The organism is Mesorhizobium sp. M0676, from assembly GCF_040320535.1.
Classification (GTDB): Bacteria; Pseudomonadota; Alphaproteobacteria; order Rhizobiales; family Rhizobiaceae; genus Mesorhizobium.
In genome coordinates this window covers 1-17,408 of the sequence record NZ_JAMYPU010000026.1, presented here as the reverse complement: position 1 = coordinate 17,408, position 17,408 = coordinate 1, and the positions used below count along the sequence as shown (strand labels likewise).

Annotated in this window: 17 protein-coding genes; 4 read left to right on the top strand and 13 right to left on the bottom strand. The window is 62.1% G+C overall.

The window, feature by feature from the left end:
- Nucleotides 1-27: 27 nt before the first annotated feature.
- Both NKI35_RS24360 and NKI35_RS24355 read left to right on the top strand, forming a co-directional pair.
- Nucleotides 28-240: a hypothetical protein gene (locus NKI35_RS24360; RefSeq protein WP_155922471.1), complete on the top strand. Its 213-nt coding sequence runs from the start codon at nt 28-30 to the stop codon at nt 238-240.
- A gap of 170 nt (nt 241-410) precedes the next feature.
- Complete coding sequence (locus tag NKI35_RS24355) at nt 411-1,313, top strand: DMT family transporter (protein WP_023670192.1); 903 nt, start codon at nt 411-413, stop codon at nt 1,311-1,313.
- 19 nt (nt 1,314-1,332) lie between these two features.
- Here the strand turns inward: NKI35_RS24355 and NKI35_RS24350 are convergent, their stop codons facing one another.
- The 3 genes from NKI35_RS24350 to NKI35_RS24340 all read right to left on the bottom strand — a co-directional run bounded on the left by NKI35_RS24350 (nt 1,333) and on the right by NKI35_RS24340 (nt 3,944).
- Entirely contained in the window at nt 1,333-2,145 is an 813-nt protein-coding gene (locus NKI35_RS24350; protein WP_023670193.1) for a helix-turn-helix domain-containing protein, read from the bottom strand.
- A gap of 224 nt (nt 2,146-2,369) precedes the next feature.
- Nucleotides 2,370-3,248: a uracil-DNA glycosylase gene (locus NKI35_RS24345; protein WP_352741656.1), complete on the bottom strand. Its 879-nt coding sequence runs from the start codon at nt 3,246-3,248 to the stop codon at nt 2,370-2,372.
- Between the two features lie 141 nt (nt 3,249-3,389).
- The gene (locus NKI35_RS24340) at nt 3,390-3,944 is read right to left on the bottom strand and encodes a hypothetical protein (protein WP_023698594.1); all 555 of its coding nucleotides are present in this window, start codon (nt 3,942-3,944) and stop codon (nt 3,390-3,392) included.
- A 303-nt stretch (nt 3,945-4,247) separates the two neighbouring features.
- Here NKI35_RS24340 and NKI35_RS24335 point away from each other — a divergent pair, with 303 nt between their 5' ends.
- Both NKI35_RS24335 and NKI35_RS24330 read left to right on the top strand, forming a co-directional pair.
- The gene (locus NKI35_RS24335) at nt 4,248-5,927 is read left to right on the top strand and encodes an electron transfer flavoprotein-ubiquinone oxidoreductase (protein ID WP_352741655.1); all 1,680 of its coding nucleotides are present in this window, start codon (nt 4,248-4,250) and stop codon (nt 5,925-5,927) included.
- Nucleotides 5,928-6,070: 143 nt separating this feature from the next.
- Complete coding sequence (locus NKI35_RS24330; protein ID WP_352652881.1) at nt 6,071-6,670, top strand: DUF922 domain-containing protein; 600 nt, start codon at nt 6,071-6,073, stop codon at nt 6,668-6,670.
- A gap of 25 nt (nt 6,671-6,695) precedes the next feature.
- Here the strand turns inward: NKI35_RS24330 and NKI35_RS24325 are convergent, their stop codons facing one another.
- The 10 genes from NKI35_RS24325 to NKI35_RS24280 all read right to left on the bottom strand — a co-directional run.
- Nucleotides 6,696-7,709, bottom strand: coding sequence for an endonuclease/exonuclease/phosphatase family protein (locus tag NKI35_RS24325; RefSeq protein WP_502897169.1), 1,014 nt, complete (start codon nt 7,707-7,709; stop codon nt 6,696-6,698).
- A 139-nt stretch (nt 7,710-7,848) separates the two neighbouring features.
- Complete coding sequence (locus NKI35_RS24320) at nt 7,849-9,309, bottom strand: AMP nucleosidase (RefSeq protein WP_023731828.1); 1,461 nt, start codon at nt 9,307-9,309, stop codon at nt 7,849-7,851.
- A 278-nt stretch (nt 9,310-9,587) separates the two neighbouring features.
- The gene (locus NKI35_RS24315; RefSeq protein WP_023670200.1) at nt 9,588-9,782 is read right to left on the bottom strand and encodes a hypothetical protein; all 195 of its coding nucleotides are present in this window, start codon (nt 9,780-9,782) and stop codon (nt 9,588-9,590) included.
- A 39-nt stretch (nt 9,783-9,821) separates the two neighbouring features.
- Entirely contained in the window at nt 9,822-9,974 is a 153-nt protein-coding gene (locus NKI35_RS24310) for a hypothetical protein (protein WP_023692826.1), read from the bottom strand.
- Nucleotides 9,975-10,438: 464 nt separating this feature from the next.
- A complete protein-coding gene (locus NKI35_RS24305) occupies nt 10,439-11,536 on the bottom strand; it encodes a COG3904 family protein (protein ID WP_352741653.1) in 1,098 nt (365 codons plus the stop codon).
- A gap of 282 nt (nt 11,537-11,818) precedes the next feature.
- Nucleotides 11,819-12,298 carry a hypothetical protein gene (locus NKI35_RS24300; RefSeq protein ID WP_352741652.1) on the bottom strand — a complete coding sequence of 160 codons (480 nt, stop codon included), beginning with the start codon at nt 12,296-12,298 and terminating at the stop codon, nt 11,819-11,821.
- Complete coding sequence (locus NKI35_RS24295; RefSeq protein WP_352741651.1) at nt 12,295-15,426, bottom strand: type I restriction endonuclease subunit R; 3,132 nt, start codon at nt 15,424-15,426, stop codon at nt 12,295-12,297. Before NKI35_RS24295 ends, NKI35_RS24300 begins: the two co-directional genes overlap by 4 nt.
- On the bottom strand, nt 15,423-15,953 hold the full coding sequence (locus tag NKI35_RS24290) for a hypothetical protein (protein WP_352443857.1): 531 nt from the start codon (nt 15,951-15,953) through the stop codon (nt 15,423-15,425). Before NKI35_RS24290 ends, NKI35_RS24295 begins: the two co-directional genes overlap by 4 nt.
- Nucleotides 15,950-16,138: a hypothetical protein gene (locus NKI35_RS24285; protein WP_352443856.1), complete on the bottom strand. Its 189-nt coding sequence runs from the start codon at nt 16,136-16,138 to the stop codon at nt 15,950-15,952. Before NKI35_RS24285 ends, NKI35_RS24290 begins: the two co-directional genes overlap by 4 nt.
- 340 nt (nt 16,139-16,478) lie before the next feature.
- On the bottom strand, nt 16,479-17,408 hold a 930-nt coding region (locus NKI35_RS24280; RefSeq protein WP_352741650.1), incomplete at its 5' end, for a restriction endonuclease subunit S.

The window sequence follows — 17,408 nt, the reverse complement described above, 5'->3', positions numbered from 1 at the left end:
TTCCCTGTCGCTATCGGAGCCGCTGACGTGTCCTGGCCCATTAAATCTAAAGTTGCGCGCTCTTTACACGAAACGGTCACTCGACAAAACTGCGCCAATGCCTATTTCGGGGCGTTCCCCTTCCGCCATTATCGTGAGGCCTTGATGACCGTCGTCACATCGAAGTTCGGCATGGGCGCCTGTGTACCGCGTCGTTCGACGCGCATCTCAGCGGAGATCCGGGAAGCAACAAAACAGTGAAAGCCGGGCCTGGAGACGAAGCGGGCGGGAAACTGTCCGATCATCCCGGCGCGCATCGGCCCAAAAATCAATGTCGATTTTTGGAAAGCACGATGCGCAGATTTAAAGTGTCAGAGCGTCCTTTACGCGTCGAAGACGACGCGCGGCGCTCTAATGTTCTCACTGGGATCATGCTCAAGGTCATGTCGGTGGCAGTCTTTGTCGGCATGCAAACCTGCATCAAGGCCGCCGGCACTTTGCCGGCCGGCCAGATCGTCTTCTTCCGCTCCTTCTTCGCCATCTTCCCGATCATCGTCTTCCTGGCCTTCAAGAGAAAACTCGGTACGGCGTTCGCCACCAAACGCCCGCTGAACCACATTGCGCGCGGTGTCGTCGGCGTTTGCGCCATGGGGCTCGGCTTCTTCGCGCTGACCCGGCTGCCGCTGCCGGAAGCGATCACGCTGAACTATGCCCAGCCTTTGCTGGTGGTGGTGTTCTCTTCGCTGTTCCTCGGCGAAGCTATCCGCGTCTATCGCTGGAGCGCGGTTGCGGTCGGTCTGGTCGGCGTGCTGATCATCTCGTGGCCGGAGCTGACGCTGCTCACGTCGGGCGCCGCGCTCGGCGACCAGGAGGTGCTGGGCGTCATCGCTGCTCTCTTCTCAGCGGCAATCTCCGCCAATGCCATCCTGCTCGTGCGCAATCTGGTTCAGACCGAACGGACAGCGACCATTGTGTTGTGGTTTTCGGCGACGGCGAGCGTCATGGCGCTGTTTTCGCTGCCTTTCGGCTGGCAGGCGCTGACGCTATTGCAGACCGGCCTTCTGGTCGCCGCAGGCTTCTGCGGCGGGCTGGCGCAGATCCTGATGACGGCAGCCTATCGCCACGCCGAGGCCTCGGTGGTGGCGCCGTTCGAATACACCTCGATGATCCTCGGTGTCGTCGTCGGCTATTTCGCCTTTGGCGATATCGCCACCATCAACACGCTCGTCGGCGGTGTGATCGTCGTTGCCGCCGGCATGTTCATCATCTGGCGCGAGCGCCAACTCGGCCTGGAACGCACCCGAACGCGCAAGGCAGCGCCACCACAGGGGTGAGGAGGTCCGCGGGGTTGGCTCAGTTAGCTTCCGCACGTTCCTTCGCCAGCCGCACCAGCACCGCTCGCGTCTGCTCGTCGGCCGGGAAGAAAGACTCGATCGCCAGTTCCGACAGCGTCACGTCAAGCGGCGTGCCGAAGACGGTGATGGTGCTGATGAAGGACAGCACCTGGTCGCCATGCGCCAGCCGCAGCGGATGGACGATGCCGTTGGGCTCGACCGGCACCGGCCGCGCACCCTTGAGCCCGGACGGATAGGTTCGCAATTCGCGCTCCAGCTCGACCAGGACGGGATCGCCGGCGGCATCGTTCTGGTGTTTCAGCCGCTCCAGCAGATGCGCCCGCCATTCCGCGAGATTGACGATGCGCGGTGCGATGCCGTTCGGGTGCAGGCTGAGGCGCAGCACATTGACCGGCGGCTGGAGCAGCGACGGCTCGGCAACATCGGCCAGAAACGGGCCGATGGCGGCATTGGCGGAAATCAGGTTCCAGTGCCGGTCGACGGCCAGGGCGGGGAACGGCTCATGCCCTTTGAGCACGCTCTCGACCGCGGCAAGCGCCGGCGCCAGCGTCGCATCTGTGAGTGGCCGCTCGCTGAAGCTCGGGGCAAAGCCGGCAGCCAGCAACAGCTGATTACGCTGCCGCAGCGGAATCTCAAGCTGCTCGGCCAGATGCAGCACCATCTCGCGCGAGGGCGCGGCGCGGCCGCTTTCGACGAAGGAGAGATGACGCTGGGAAATCTCAGCCTCCATTGCGAGATCAAGCTGGCTCATGCGCCGGCGCGTGCGCCATTCGCGGATCAGGCTGCCGGCGGAGGTTTGGGCTGTTGTCATGGGGGATGAGTAGGCCGGGGAGAGGCGTATTTCAATTACCTGGGAGGTCATTGGCGCGGTTCTCCCTTCTCCCCCTGTGGGAGAAGGTGGCCGAGCGAAGCTCGGTCGGATGAGGGGTGTTCCAGGGAACGCCAACGTCTCACTCCGCTGGAACACCCCTCATCCGTCTCGGCGCTGCGCGCCGATCCACCTTCCCCCACAAGGGTGGAAGGAAGAGGCGCGCTTCACCCCAGCTCCCGCAACTTCGCCTTCACCTCGAGAAAATCCCGCCACGCCAGTTTCTTGTGCGCCGGCGTCCGCAAGAGATAGGCCGGGTGCAGCGTCGGCATGGCCGGAATGGCAGTGCCCGACACCGTCGTGTGCACCTGCCAATTGCCGCGCAGGCGCAGGATGCCCTCGGTCGTGTTGAGCAGGGTTTTGGCCGAAGGGCCGCCGAGATTGACCAGCACCTTCGGATTGACCAGCTCTATCTGCCGCTCGATGAAGGGACGGCAGATTTCGGTCTCGTGCGGCGTCGGCGTGCGGTTGCCGGGTGGCCGCCAGGGAATGACGTTGGCGATATAGACCGAAGTCCGGTCAAGCCCGATCGCCGCCAGCATGCGGTCGAGCAGCCGGCCCGAGCGGCCGACGAAGGGCAGGCGCTCAATATCCTCGTCGCGGCCGGGCGCCTCGCCGACCAACATCACCGAACCTTCCGGATTGCCGTCGGCAAAGACCAGGTTCTTGGCGGTGAATTTGAGGTTGCAGCCATCGAACGACGCCATGTGCTGGCGCAGTTCGTCGAGCGTCGAGGCACTTGCCGCCATTTGCCGGGCCAGGGCCGCCTGTGCCTCGTCGGGCACCGTCGCCATGGCCGGAACGGAACGCGCCGGCGCGTCCGGCACCCGGCTTGCGTCCAGCCCGGGGCTGGCGGCGGCTTGTTCCGGAAACTTGTTTTCGCGAGGCGGCGCGGCAGGCGCCGTTGTGCGCTCGGGGCGCTTCGGTGCTGCCCCGGCAAACCGGTTCACCGGCGCGTCCTCCAACGCTTCGTCGACACCGGCAGAGGCGTAGAAGGCGAGCAACTCGGCCAGGTCGGATCGGTTGTTGGGGGAGGCGGCAGTCATACCGGGCACATTCGTCCGCCGAGAGACGATTTGCAAGGTTGGGCGGTTAGTAATCTCCCCCTCAAGGAGGGAGATTACGCGCTCGTCGGCTTTCGCCAATCACGAAGGGCATTTCGTGGCGATTTTCACGGCGTCTGCCGCTTACCCCGTCGGTATCCGCGGATCCTGCACCAGATAGAACGTCCAGCGCGGCGTGTAGTCGGTGATCAGAAACTCGAAGCGTCCCCTCTTCAGCGGGTCGATCTGTCCACTCTTGAACAAGAGCCGGTCATAGGGTTCGAAATCGCGGTCGAAATCGGCGTACGCGCTCGACAGGATGTTGTCGGGCGTCTTGTTGCGCTGGTCGAAGGACAGGCCGTCGCCGAACACGCTCGGCTGGTTGAGTATCTCCTGCAGCTCGAACTGGAATTCAACCCAGGCCTGGCCGCTGTTGTTGAGCACCTCGATACGCATGTACAGGATGCCGTTGGCGAATTCGCCGTTGGTGCTGAACGGCTGGATCGGTTTGGTGGTGCGGATGGTGAGCGTCACCGGCGTCGACGAATTCAGCTCCTCGGAGATGACCAACGGATCTTCCTTGGTGCCGGTGCCCGAGGCGCCGGTGATGTGGAAACCGCCAAGCTCGTCGGAAAAGGAATAGGCGCCGGTCGCCCACACCTTCACCGGCTCGGCCTGAGCGCGAACCGGCGTAAGCATTGAAAGGGCGAGAAGGATCGCTCGGCAGGTCCGGCCGGGCGGAAGGGGGAAGCGCGTCAATGAATAGCCGGACGGCGTGCGCATGGAAATAAGTATGGCCGATAAGAGAGCCGTCGAACAATTAAAATATGGGACGCTGAGCGCGGCCGCGCGCAAAACGCTTGCGGCAGAGTTGTCATCCGCGACTTTTTGTCGAAATCGGCATTGTCACGTCAGCGCCGGTTTCCTGTCGCGGATTGATGCGCTATGCAGCGCAGGAGCCAGCAAAATGCCCGGAAACGGTCGGCCAGTGCGGAGGGGTTGATGAGCGAGATCGAACGCGAGAGCATGGAATTCGACGTGGTCATCGTCGGGGCCGGCCCGGCGGGCCTTGCCGCAGCGATCCGTCTCAAGCAGGTCAATCCCGAGCTTTCCGTCGTGGTGTTGGAAAAGGGCGGCGAGGTTGGTGCCCACATTCTGTCAGGCGCCGTCGTCGATCCCATAGGCATCGACCGCCTGTTGCCGGGCTGGCGCGAGGAAGATGGCCACCCCTTCAAGACGCCGGTTACGGCCGACGATTTCCTGGTGCTCGGCCCCGCCGGCTCGTTCCGTCTGCCCAATATCCTGATGCCGCCGCTGATGAGCAATCACGGCAACTACATCGTCTCGCTCGGCAATGTCTGCCGCTGGCTGGCAACCAAGGCTGAAGCGCTAGGCGTCGAAATCTATCCGGGCTTTGCTGCCGTCAGCCTCGTCTACAACGATGCCGGCGCCGTCACGGGCGTCATCACCGGCGACATGGGCGTCGAAAAAGACGGCACACATGGCCCGGGCTTTGCGCCGGGCATGGCGCTGATGGGCAAATACGTGCTGATCGGCGAGGGCGCGCGCGGTTCGCTGTCCAAGCAGCTGATCGCAAAATACAAACTGTCCGACGGCCGTGAGCCCGGCAAATACGGCATCGGCCTCAAGGAGCTGTGGCAGGTCAAGCCCGAGAACCACCGGCCGGGCCTGGTGCAGCACTCCTTCGGCTGGCCGCTCGACCTGAAGACAGGCGGCGGCTCCTTCCTCTACCACCTCGAGGATAACCAGGTCGCGGTCGGCTTCGTCCTGCATCTCAACTACAAGAACCCCTGGCTGTCGCCCTTCGAGGAATTCCAACGCTTCAAGACGCATCCGGCGATATCGCGCACCTTCGAGGGCGCCAAGCGCATCGGCTACGGCGCGCGCGCCATTACCGAAGGCGGCTGGCAGTCGGTGCCGAAACTCTCCTTCCCCGGCGGCGTGCTGATGGGGTGTGCGGCGGGCTTCGTCAACGTGCCGCGCATCAAGGGTTCGCACAATGCGGTGCTGTCCGGCATGCTGGCGGCCGAGCATGTCGCGCAAGCGATCGGCTCCGGCCGCGCCAATGACGAACTGTCGTCTTATGAGGACGCCTGGCGCGCGACCGATATCGGCAAGGATTTGAAGAAGGTCCGCAACGTCAAGCCGCTCTGGTCGCGCTTCGGCACCATTATCGGCGTCGGCCTCGGTGGTCTCGACATGTGGCTGAACACGCTGTTCGGCTTCTCGCCCTTCGGCACGCTGAAACATGGCAAGGCCGATTATGCCACGCTTGAGCCCGCGGCCAAGCACAAGAAGATCGCCTATCCCAAAGCGGACGGCGTGCTGACCTTCGACCGCCTGTCCTCGGTGTTCCTGTCCAACACCAATCACGAGGAAAACGAGCCGGTGCATCTCATCGTCGGCGACATGGAGTTGCAGAAGCGTTCCGAGCATGATGTCTTTGCCGGGCCTTCGACCCGCTATTGCCCGGCCGGTGTTTACGAATGGGTCGACAAGGACGGCAACGCCGCCGCCGATCCGTCTGCCAAGGATGTGCGTTTCGTCATCAACGCGCAGAACTGCGTGCACTGCAAGACCTGCGACATCAAGGATCCCAACCAGAACATCAACTGGGTGCCGCCACAAGGCGGCGAAGGCCCGGTCTATCAGGGCATGTGAGCCTCACCGACCGGGGCCGTCTCAACCAGCAAAAATGGCGGCGATGGCCGGGTTTACCAAGGCATGTAAGGCGCTCGGCGCCAAAGATTGTTGAAACCGTCGTCTGCTTGTGGTCTCATTGCCGCGTCCATGGGGAAAATGGCATGCGCGTGTTGGTCTTGTTTTGCGTCGCCGTCGTAAGCGCGGCCTGCGGCGTCGTCGGGACGGCGTCGGCGGGGGTGAAAACCGTCGTCAAGACGCGAACCTATGACATCACCGGCGCGACAGGTGCCGGTCTGGTTATCGCCATGAACCGCAGGGGCCCCAAGCACGGTTTCATGACCCATGCCATCGCGCAGACAAGCTACACCGCCGACTGGAGCCTGGACGTGGGTCAGGTCAACGGCGTCTGCCGCCTGCGCCAGGCCAATGGAACGCTCAACATCGCCTACACCTACCCGCGCGTCGCCTCGGCCGTCACGCCGGCGCTGCGCAAACGCTGGAACCGGTTTTTCACAGGCGTTCTCGCTCATGAAGGAACCCATGGCCGTATCGCCGGGCAGATGATGCAGGCTGCCGAGCGGTCGGTTCGCGGCCTGAAATTTGCCAACGATCCGCAATGCAACAAAACGCGCGTCGAAGCCACGCGGCGCTTGCAAGCCACTTCCAAGCTCTATGAGGCAAAACAGATCGCCTTCGACGCGCGCGAGCACAGTGAAGGCGGCCATGTCGAGCGCATCATCGAGGCCTTGGTAGGCTTGTGAAACCGTAAGCCCCGTGGCGTACGATCTAGCCGCCCATGCTGGGCTGGATCAGCGACACAGTCGCGGTAGAATCCTCGTCGACCGGCTTGGTCTCGTCGCGCATCAATGAAAATTCCACCATCACCGGCAGATGGTCGGAACCGGTCTCTTCCATCTGCGTCGACGACAGGATGGTCACCCCGCCCTTCGAAAACACCTGGTCGATCGGCAGGCCCGCATAGCGCCGCAGGAAATCGGGCAGGGTCCGGTGGATCCAGGTCGGTCCGGCCGACGGCATCACGGTCAGTCCGCCGAGCGAGGCAACGCGCCGTACCGCGGCGCTCCACGGCACGGCGTTGCAGTCGCCGGCCATGATCGCCGTCTCGCCGAGCGAGGTGAGCGTCTCGGTCAACTCGCCGATCTGCCAGTATTGTTCCTTCGGCCACGGCCAGCTCAAATGGATCGCCGCGACATCGACCGGAGTGCCGCCGAAATCGACGGTGGCGGCCGCCATCGCGCCGCGCGGTTCGCAATGCGGCTCGGTGCCGGCCGCAAAAGGTCGCCGGGACAAAAGCGCCACGCCCCACACGCCCTCGGGATGGGCGCACAGGATGCGATAGGGATAGGCGTTCTGGATATAGCCGAGTTCGGTCGCCCACATGGCCGATACTTCGTCGAGCGTGATCACGTCTGGGTTGGTCCTGGCAATCAGCGAAAGAACCTTCTTGGGTGTCGGATTGTTGAAACGCAGGTTCATCTGCAGCAGCCGGTAGACCGGTTCGTTGCCGGGCGCGGCGTCATTGGCGGCCTGCACCGGCCACAGGCGCGGCAAGGTGCTCAACGTGCTGGCGAAGGCGGCCACGGCCAGCAGCAGGCCCACGCCCGCCTGCAGGCGAAACGAGGTGGCGAGCAGCGGCAGCGCAATCAGCCCCATCAGCACGGCAAAATGGATGCGGAAATGGGCGAAGGAATCGAAGGCCGGATGCAGTGCGCCAAAGAACCCGGCTACAAGCGCGGCCGAGAGGCCGAGCATTGCCAGGAACGCCATTGAAGCCATCATCTTTCGCACGCGTGCCATCAGACCGGGTTTTGCCCATAGACCGGGTAATACATTGCGAGGTATCAGGCCTTTATCGGCTGAAATGCGGCCCAATCAAGATGACGAAACGCCTCGCGGCAAACATTTACGGCAAGCCGGTCTACTGAAAGGCCGTCTCCGAAAAGCTTCTCAGCTTGCGCGAATGCAACCGTTCCATCGGCATTTCCGCCAGCTTCTCCATCGCCTTGATGCCGATGGTCAGATGCTGCGCCACTTGCCGCTTGTAGAATTCGGTCGCCATGCCGGGCAGCTTCAACTCGCCATGCAGCGGCTTGTCGGAGACGCAAAGCAGCGTGCCGTAGGGCACGCGGAAGCGGAAGCCATTGGCGGCGATCGTGGCCGATTCCATATCGAGCGCGATGGCGCGCGACTGCGACAGCCGCTGCACCGGTCCGCGCTGGTCGCGCAGTTCCCAGTTGCGGTTGTCGATGGTGGCGACGGTGCCGGTGCGCATGATGCGCTTGAGATCGTAGCCGGAAAGTCCGGTGACTTCGGCGACCGCCTCCTGCAGCGCCACCTGGATCTCGGCTAGCGGCGGGATCGGCACCCACACCGGCAGGTCGTCGTCCAGGACATGGTCTTCCCGGACATAGGCATGCGCCAGCACATAGTCGCCCAGCGCCTGAGTGTTGCGCAGGCCGGCGCAATGGCCGAGCATCAGCCATGCATGTGGCCGCAGCACCGCGACATGGTCGGTGATCGTCTTGGCGTTGGACGGGCCGACGCCGATGTTGACCATGGTGATGCCGCCATGGTTCGGCTTCTTCAGATGATAGGCTGGCATCTGAGGCAGGCGCGGCGCCGCCACGCCTTCGCTGGGCGCGTTTTGCCCTGCCTTGGTGATGACATTGCCCGGTTCGACGAATTCGGTATAGCCGTGGCCGCCTTCAGCCATCTGAGCCCGCGCTCGGGCGACGAACTCGTCGATGTAGAACTGGTAGTTGGTGAACAGCACGAAGTTCTGGAAATGCTGCGGGCTGGTCGCCGTGTAGTGCGTCATGCGGTGCAGCGAATAGTCGATGCGCTGCGCCGTGAACGGCGCCAGCGGCCTTGGTTCGCCGAACGCGACCTCGAAGGTGCCGTTGGCGATCTGGTCGTCGGTGCCGTCAAGATCCGGCACGTCGAACAGGTCGCGGATCGGCCGTTTGATGCGGTCGGCGGCGGCGCCATCGACATGGGTTCCTTCAAGGAACGCGAAATGCAGCGGGATCGGCGTGGTCGATTCCGAAACCGTTACCGGCACGCCGTGATTGCGCATGATCAGGCGAAGCTGCTCTACGAGATAGCGTTCGAACAGCACCGGCTGGGTGATGGTGGTCGAGAAATGCCCGGGGGTCGGCATGTGGCCGTAAGCCTGGCGCGAGTCGATCTGGGTGAACGAATTGGTGGTGACGCCGATCTCCGGGTAGAAGGCGCGGTAGCGCTTGCTTTCGTCGCCGCCGGCGGCAAGCGTGGCAAAGGAGTCGCGCAGAAACTTGGTGTTGCGGTCGTAGAGCACCTGCAAGGCGGCCACGGCCTTTTTGGCGTCGTCGAAGCTCTGCTTGCCGAAAGGCTCCGGCATGACGACCGATTCGATAGCTTGTGGGTAGATTCGCTTTTCCATGGCTCAATATAGAGACTTGAGGCCGCACTTGGGAGGGGAGGATGGCCGCCAAGTGGTCGATTTATTCGTCCACGCCCAAGGTGTGCTGAGATTCAGGTAAGGCTGAGCCGGAGTCGAGGACGGGCGCGAAGCGACCAAACTGGTTGGCTTCGAGAACCGGAGCGGAGCGTACTCGAAGTATGTGAGCACCAAAGGCCGCCACTTGCAGGCCGGCATCACCTTAATACCGGCACACCTTACCCGCGCTGCAGACTGACCAGCAAGACAAAGCCGACGCCATGCTTCTTCGTCGCCGGCGCGTCGATCGTCGTGTCGGCATTGGCCCGCATCATCGGCATGGCCAGGACCGGCGCCGACAGCACGACCAGAACGAGCGCCGCCCGCGGCAGGAGCCGAAGGGTCTGGAGGGCGTTGATGGCGATGCGGTTCATGGCTTTTGCTTTTCTGTTTGGATCTATGTCTTTGTCGTCTCAGGGGCGAAAATGGTTCATGCAATCGAATTGGCAGGAACTGGCTGCATCCCAGGAACGGGCCGGGCGGCCGGCTTCGGCCACGAGGATGGCGAAGAGCATCCCGAACAGGCTCATCAACAGGCAGACGATGGTGAAGCGGCGAGCGAGCATTTGCGTAGTGTCTCCTTGAACACGCCATCAAAATGCCCTGATGCGACTGAACCGGCGCTGATGCCGACGTTCATCTGCGGTTCAAAGTGATTGACGAGGTCTTAGAGAGAGCGTCGGTTCGGGTTTGCGCCGCCGCAAACGGCACGGTCGTCGCTATAGCGCGGACCGTCCTGCAAAAGAAAACGGGGCCTGTGAAGGCCCCGTTGGTCAACTCAAAGCAGCAAGATCAGAGCTTGTGCCAGAAGTGACTTTATTTCTGCAGATTGTACAAGGAGTACGACGAGATTGGGCAGCGCACAGGGGCGAAAATGCCTGGTCGGCCCACGATGAACGCGCGGTATAGGGCGAGAATGCGGGTTACCCCAAGGGGTACCGGGGGGATATGGCTTTTGCTCCATACGCAAATACCGAAACACAGGTCTGCCAAAAATGTCCGCTGGTTCGGCCTGCAGCCAAGTCACCAGTCAGCGCTGAACCTTGCCCGTCTCTGCGACGATTTTGGGGTTGGGGCCAACCGAGATCGTGTAGCTGAAGTTCGCCACGCCTTTTGCCTGCTTGTGTCTCGGCAGGCTGCGCACAACCCAGTCATAGACGCCCGAGACCATGCACTGGTCGTTGGCGCATGTGGCCATGACGCTGTTGTCGTGGACCCTGTATACCCGCTCGGGCCAGCGCTGGAAATAGTTCATCTTGTCCTCGATGATTGCGTTCAGGTCAGTCCATTTCCCGTAATAGTCGACGGAGAGAGCGTAGGACGCCTGAACCTGCGCGAGGGCCAATTGAGCGTTAGCCCCGTGGCTCTCGATGAGCCCCTTGATGAAGGCCACCGCAGCGCTCTCCATTTGCTGCTTGGCCACGGCGTTCGGTTCGGGAGCGGGAGTGGGTCGGGCGGGCAGCTGAGAGGTATCCAGCGGCGTCCGCGTCGCGGCAACGTTGGTCAGCTTTAGGTCGGCCATTTCGCTGGCCGACAGGTATCTCATGTCGGACCTATCATAGCTCAAGGCCATTTGCATGAGTCTGGGATCCACGCCCATGTCGCTCATGTAGGACATGACCAAGGCAGTGACAGCCTGGACGCTGGCCACAGCTTCGTCGGCGGACATACCGCTGTCTGGCGCGAAGGATGATCGATGAACGCCGATGGAGCCTGGGTCGGCTGCGCGGTGGACACCGCCCATGAAGGCCAGTGAACACGCGGAAGCGCATTCAAGTTGGCGAAGCTGGACCGTGTCCAATCCGGCTGCACGGATCATGCGGCCTATCTGCATCGCGGTGCCAACACTGCCGCCAGGAGAGTCGAAAACGATTGCCACGGCCCCGCTGCTCGCAACGGCGTTGCTGAACGCGTTCAAGGGTTCGTTGATGCCAAATTCGCCGGAGACCAAAAGGAAGGTCTGCTGGCCCGGAGAAGTAACCGGCTTGTATTCCAGTGCCTCGACCCGGCCTGTCGCTGCCGCGACAATTGCCCCAACTGCCAGAACTAAAGAAAACGCGCGCACAACTTGACAGAGCCCCCAGATCGCCTGCCGTAAACTAAGAACCTGCCAGAACGCTATTTGCAAGGGGCCTCGTTAGGGCCAGAACGATAACGGTGCGTTAGGTTAATCGCTCCCAGACCTACCTTCGGCCCGACCATGCCTTTGCAAGCAAGGATTGCGGAACTGCGCCGGAGAGACCTCAACATTTGCAAAGATCGAAGCGTCGGTCGGAGTATGCAGGGGTCGGTGCAGAAGGTGCTAACGCAGGTCTAATAGATTGTAGTGAAGCGAATACCTCCACGGAGGAACTGTGTGAGGTCGATCATGCGAAATGTCGATACGGATTTTCTAGAAGTCATCCGCAATCTATAACTGCTGGAGTTTCCGGTTTACCCGAGCGATCCCCGCACGACAATCTCGCACAACCTCTTCCGCTTTGCGCAGCATCTGCGAGAATTTGTCGCGTTCCTCCAAAAGCGCCTTCCTACGCGGATCGTTAGCCGCCTCCGAATCGGCCAGGGCTTGCCTCGGGTTCGAGAGCGTGGCCTTGCCCCCAGCCTTTCTAAGCCGCCTCGTGAGATCACCCACGCGGTGCTTATATTCGGGTTGTGCCTTGGCCCACTTGGCTGGGTTGCCGGCTTGGGCAACGTCGTCGTCCAGCAGAGTTCTGGCGCGAAGAGGGGGATTGGGGTAATCCTTCCCCTGCAGCATCGCTGTGATGATCGCGTCCAGGTAGGTTAGCCGCAAATCGTCCCACTTTGCCGGGCGGGACTCGGTACGGGAAAACCAATCAGAGCCCGGACGTATTATCGTACTGCCGCCATTGTACGTCCCGTTCTTGCTCATGGAGTGCCTCCCTTAATCACGTCGACCGAGCCATTTCTTGCCCTCAGGAGTTCCCACAGGTTCCCCGGCCCCAGCAGCACATCCTTCAGGCCCTCGCGTATCTTGGCCGAGTCGAGCGCCTGCTTGCTCAGCCTTGAATGGCTTTCATCGGCATCCATGATCGCATTCACGATAGACTTGAGGATGTCGGGTGAGTTGGCGAACTGCTCCTTGGAGTTGTTAGCAGCCTGTTCGACCAGTGTATCCGATCTCAGCATCTGGCCCCTGATGTCGCCCATGACGTAGCGAACGCTGTCTTCATCATCGACGCCCTGGAAGAGGTCGTTCAGCTTGGCGACGATCTCGGCCAGGAGGGCTTTCTGCTTCTCCTGCACCTGCCCGAAGCCTGCGTCGTAGATGGGCTGCAATGGCTCCCCAAAGCCACCCAGCGCGAGCGACCGTTTGCCCTTGTCGGCCAGCTTATGATGGGTCAAGACCAGCCCAGAGACGTCGATCTCCTGCCGCTCGCGTCCGAACTCCAGCAGTGGGATCAGGCGGCGGTAGAAGATGTGGCGGCTTTCGATGGCCGTGTTGCCGTAGTCGAATATCTGCGACAGGAAGGCGTAGAGGCGCACGAAAGCGCCCATGTCGGCACGGAACAGCACAAGGGCGTCCATGGTGTCCTGAGCGTCCTTGGCTGCCTTGGCATCATCCTTCGAGCGGGCCACGCGCAAGCGCTCCTGTGCGTCCCGGTAGGTCCGCAGGAGGCGGTCTGCGACAGGGGTGATGGCGGCGATCAAGTCGCCTTGCTTCGACGCCGGTTCCAAATCGACTTTCACCACCCGCTCGACCTCGAACTCATCATAGTGCCCGAGGGCGTCGAGTTTGGCCCGCAAGTCGAAGACAAGGTTCGGGTCGGTCACATTCTCCAGCGCGGCGGTCTGGTAGTAGGTCTGGAATGCCTTGAGGACGTCGTCGCCGGAGTTGACGAAGTCGAGGACGTAGGTCGTGTCCTTGCCGGGGTGCGCGCGGTTAAGCCGCGAGAGCGTCTGCACGGCCTGGATGCCCGCCAGCCGCCGGTCGACATACATGCCGCACAGCAGCGGCTGGTCGAAGCCGGTCTGGAATTTGTTGGCCACCAACAGGATGTGGTACTCGGGCAGCTTGAAGGCCTCGCGGATATCACGCCCCTTCAACCCCGGGTTCAGCTCCTTGCTGGTTTCGCTGAAGGGGTCAGGCCCGCTTGCCGGGTCGTTGACCTCGCCCGAGAACGCCACCAGCGTCCCCAGCTTGTAGCCTTTTTCGCCGATGTACTTGTTGATCGCGAGTTGCCAGCGCACGGCCTCCACACGGCTGCCCACCACCACCATCGCCTTGGCCTTGCCGTCGAGCAGTGGCTGCACCAGCGAACGGTAATGCTCGACGACGATCTGCACCTTCTGGCTGATGTTGTAGTCGTGCAGCCGCACCCAGCGCATCAGGAACTTGACCGCTGCGCTGCGCTCGACCTCGGTGTCGTCCATCTCCTTGCCCTCGTGGGCAAGCTTGAAGGCGAGGCTGTAGGGCGTGTAGTTCTGAAGCACGTCGAGGATGAAACCCTCCTCGATGGCCTGCCGCATCGAATAGACGTGGAAGGCGGCGGGCAGGTTGGTCTCGCTGGCTGGCTGATCGGGGAAGGGGCGGCGACCGAACAGCTCCAGCGTCTTGCCCTTCGGTGTCGCGGTGAAGGCGACGTAGGTGATGCCCTTGTCACTCGCCCGCGATGCCATCTGGGCGGCCAGAATGTCTTCCGAGCTGACCTCCCCGCCATCGCCAAGGTCGGCAAGTTCCTCGGGGGATAGCACGGCCTTGAGCTTGGCAGCCGCTTCGCCGGTCTGGCTCGAATGGGCCTCGTCGGCGATGACCGCGAAGTGCTTGCCGTGCGATGCTGCGAGGTCCCTGACGGCTGAAAGGGCGAACGGAAAGGTCTGGATGGTGCAGACGACGATCTTCTTGCCGCCCGCCAGCGCCTCCGCGAGCTGGCCGCTCTTGGCCCCGCCTTCGCTCTTGATGGTGGCGACAACGCCAGTCGTGCGCTCGAAGTTGAAGATCGCTTCCTGCAACTGGGTGTCGATGACGTTGCGGTCGGACACCACAAGTACGGTGTCGAACACCTTGCGGTGCTGATCGTCGTGCAGGTCGGCCAGGAAGTGCGCGGACCATGCAATCGAGTTGGTCTTGCCTGAGCCCGCCGAGTGCTGGATCAGGTACTTGCCGCCAGCGCCCTCGGCGAGAACAGCGGCCCTGAGCTTGCGCGTGGCGTCGAGCTGGTGGAAACGCGGGAAGATGAGACCCTTGATCTTCTTCTTCGCATCCCGCTCGGCGACCATGTAGCGCCCGAGGATTTCCAACCACGAGTCCCGCTGCCAGATGTCCTCCCAGAGATAGGCCGTGGGATGACCGTTAGGGTTAGGCGGGTTCCCCTTGCCGCCGTCGTTGCCCCTGTTGAAGGGTAGAAAGCGCGTCTGCGGACCTTCGAGTTTTGTCGTCATCATCACTTCGGCGTTGCTGACCGCGAAGTGAACCAGAGCCCCGCTTGGGAAACTCAGGATCGGTTCGGGCGCCTTGCCTTTCGGGTTCGGCAGACGGTCGAACTTGTACTGGTCGACGGCGTCGGTGACGGACTGGGTGAAGTCGGTCTTCAACTCGACGGTGGCGACGGGCAGGCCGTTGAGGAACAGCACCAGATCGATGGCGTTCTCGTTGGCGAGCGAATAGCGCACCTGCCGCACGACGCGCAGCCGGTTGGCCCGGTAGCGGGCGAGGATGTCGGCATTCATCGCCAGCGCTGGCCTGAACTGGGCGAGTGCCAGAGGGGCCTTGAGGCCGATCATCTCGACGCCGTGACGCAGCACGTCGAGTGTCGCTCGCTCATCGAACTGCTTGCGGATGCGGTCAAGCAGGAGTGGCTCAGCCGCAGCGCCGTGAGATTTCGTCAAGGTGTCCCAGGCGTTCGGCTGGCTCGCCTTGACCCATGCCACGATATCGGCGGGAAACAGCGCACGGGTCCTGTCATAGGCTGAAGCATCACCCTCGGCGTAGAGCCAGCCGTTCGCGCCAAGATGATCGCAGATTTCAGCCTCGAAGCTGATCTCCTTGTGCAGGCTCATCTCGCGCCCGTGAGTTTTGCTTTGAGCCCCAGCGCCGAAAATGCATCGGCGACCTCGGACTTCATCTTCCAACCGCTGACCTCGGACCACTCCGCAAGGATGCCGCTGAAGAAAGCCGCGTTGCGTACTACTGCGTTGTCGGCTGGCCAGAGCCGGGCCTCGCGTTTCTTGCACATCTCACCAAAGTGCATGTGCCAGCTTTGGGCGCCCCAGCCGAGCTTCTGGCTCAGACCTTCTGACGACAGGCCAGGGTTGTCCAGAAGGACCTGTGTGATCCTGCGTTCCGTCTCGGACATTGGCTGATGCGTGAAGGCCTCGACCACACGCCGCGCGACTGGCAACCCCGCGACATGCACGGAGAGGACACTGGCCTCGAGTTCAATCTGGGCGTCCAGCGCATCGATAACGCGGCGAGCATCTCCTCCAGCACTGGGGTGGCTGAGCTTGACCTCGGCATTGGCGCGAACGGTCGCGCGTTTCTGCGCGTCCATGGTGGGAATAGCGGCCAAGATGGTTTCGACGCTCATACGCTGACAGTCTCCCTTGCATTGTTGATCTGCATCAACCCATCGTTTCCTCTGTTCATCGGGCGCACATCGATACTGCCGGTGACGGCTGCGGAGGCGGGCTCGCCTTCGGTGTAGAGCCAACCGCTCGCGGCAAGATGCTCGCAGACTTCGGCCTCGAAGCTGATCTCCTTGTGCAGGCTCATTTTCCCTTGCCCCCCTTTCCGCTTCCGGGGGCACCGCCTTGGACGAAGTGAACTTTGGCCGATTTGCGACCGGAAATGCGCTCGCCGTCCTTGATCTTGGCCTGCCGCTCTTCGATGTAGGACCTTGGCAGGGGCACCCGGGACGCTTCACGGCTCCTGTCGGGCTTCTCGACGGTTAGGCCGCCCATTGTCTTCTGCAACCGGGCAAGCTCTGCGCTGAGGCTTCGGCGCTCCGCAGCATCTTTGCAATGCATCAGCTCTTCCGACAGGGACCTGATCCGCTCTACCATCCACCCGGGCGGAGTAAATCGTGCAATAACTCTTCCCGAGGGAGTTCTCTTCATGCAGCCGTCTCAACTTCCGCGCGTTGCCGCACGTCGATCTTGCCAGTGACGGCGGCAGAGATAAGTGCGGAGCGCCTCTCTTGCAGAAGGAGGATGGCCCCGTTCGCCTTCTCACTTAACCTGTCAATCTGGCCGGTCGCTCTATCTAACCAGCGGGCAATGGCTTGCTGTTCTGCGTCTGGGGGGCAGGGAACTCTGAAGTTGATCAAGTCGCTTATGTTAGCGTGCGGGGCCGTAGCGCCAGCCGTCCGTGCCAGTACCTCCTGATAGATCGGTTCACTGTTTAGTGCCCACATCAGGAAACCGGGAGCGCCGGAGGGCTGGACCCTGAACATCATCATTCGTTGACCAAGGCAGAGATTTACGCCGGACGGAACCAGCGCTGCCATGCCGAACCTCTCTCCCTCTCGTGAGTATAGGACGTCTCCCTCCTCAGGCTTCAGGCGTTGTATGCGCTCGCGATATACATCCTCCGAGACCAGTTTCGCCTGTTGCAGCAAAAGTACCCCTCGCTCAACATCAGCAGTTCGGATTGCTGGGTACAACAATTCACCGTCGTAGGTCGGTGTAGTGTGCAGGCAGTCGACTACGTGACTGACCATGTGTTTGAGGGGCTTGATGGTCCAATGCTCTGGCACGTCGCCCAGCCACTCCACGCCGGAGTGCTTCATCGGCGCATCCGGTTCGAGACCCTTGGTGACCGCATGGGAAATGACGGCCTGACGCTTCTCCTTGAGCAGTTCGATTAACCGCTTCTGCTCCTCCATCAGCGCATCGATCTTCCCCGTCTCGCGGTCGAGGAAGGCGGCGATGGCATTTTGCTCAGGGGGCGGGGGGAGGGCCAATCGGAAGTCCCGCACGAAGTCGTCGGGCACACGCTTCTGGCCACCCGCACCGTACATTGCCCCCTCACCGAGGCCTCGGAA

What these genes read in the sequence shown, in the direction of transcription:
- NKI35_RS24295 (WP_352741651.1), bottom strand. Translation starts at nt 15,426, where the DNA reads ATGAGCCTGCACAAGGAGATCAGCTTCGAGGCTGAAATCTGCGATCAT.
- NKI35_RS24340 (WP_023698594.1), bottom strand. Translation starts at nt 3,944, where the DNA reads ATGCTTACGCCGGTTCGCGCTCAGGCCGAGCCGGTGAAGGTGTGGGCG.
- NKI35_RS24300 (WP_352741652.1), bottom strand. Translation starts at nt 12,298, where the DNA reads ATGAGCAAGAACGGGACGTACAATGGCGGCAGTACGATAATACGTCCG.
- NKI35_RS24290 (WP_352443857.1), bottom strand. Translation starts at nt 15,953, where the DNA reads ATGAGCGTCGAAACCATCTTGGCCGCTATTCCCACCATGGACGCGCAG.
- NKI35_RS24325 (WP_502897169.1), bottom strand. Translation starts at nt 7,709, where the DNA reads ATGATGGCTTCAATGGCGTTCCTGGCAATGCTCGGCCTCTCGGCCGCG.
- NKI35_RS24350 (WP_023670193.1), bottom strand. Translation starts at nt 2,145, where the DNA reads ATGACAACAGCCCAAACCTCCGCCGGCAGCCTGATCCGCGAATGGCGC.
- NKI35_RS24320 (WP_023731828.1), bottom strand. Translation starts at nt 9,309, where the DNA reads ATGCCGGAGCCTTTCGGCAAGCAGAGCTTCGACGACGCCAAAAAGGCC.
- NKI35_RS24335 (WP_352741655.1), top strand. Translation starts at nt 4,248, where the DNA reads ATGAGCGAGATCGAACGCGAGAGCATGGAATTCGACGTGGTCATCGTC.
- NKI35_RS24345 (WP_352741656.1), bottom strand. Translation starts at nt 3,248, where the DNA reads ATGACTGCCGCCTCCCCCAACAACCGATCCGACCTGGCCGAGTTGCTC.
- NKI35_RS24330 (WP_352652881.1), top strand. Translation starts at nt 6,071, where the DNA reads ATGCGCGTGTTGGTCTTGTTTTGCGTCGCCGTCGTAAGCGCGGCCTGC.
- NKI35_RS24315 (WP_023670200.1), bottom strand. Translation starts at nt 9,782, where the DNA reads ATGAACCGCATCGCCATCAACGCCCTCCAGACCCTTCGGCTCCTGCCG.
- NKI35_RS24310 (WP_023692826.1), bottom strand. Translation starts at nt 9,974, where the DNA reads ATGCTCGCTCGCCGCTTCACCATCGTCTGCCTGTTGATGAGCCTGTTC.
- NKI35_RS24355 (WP_023670192.1), top strand. Translation starts at nt 411, where the DNA reads ATGCTCAAGGTCATGTCGGTGGCAGTCTTTGTCGGCATGCAAACCTGC.
- NKI35_RS24285 (WP_352443856.1), bottom strand. Translation starts at nt 16,138, where the DNA reads ATGAGCCTGCACAAGGAGATCAGCTTCGAGGCCGAAGTCTGCGAGCAT.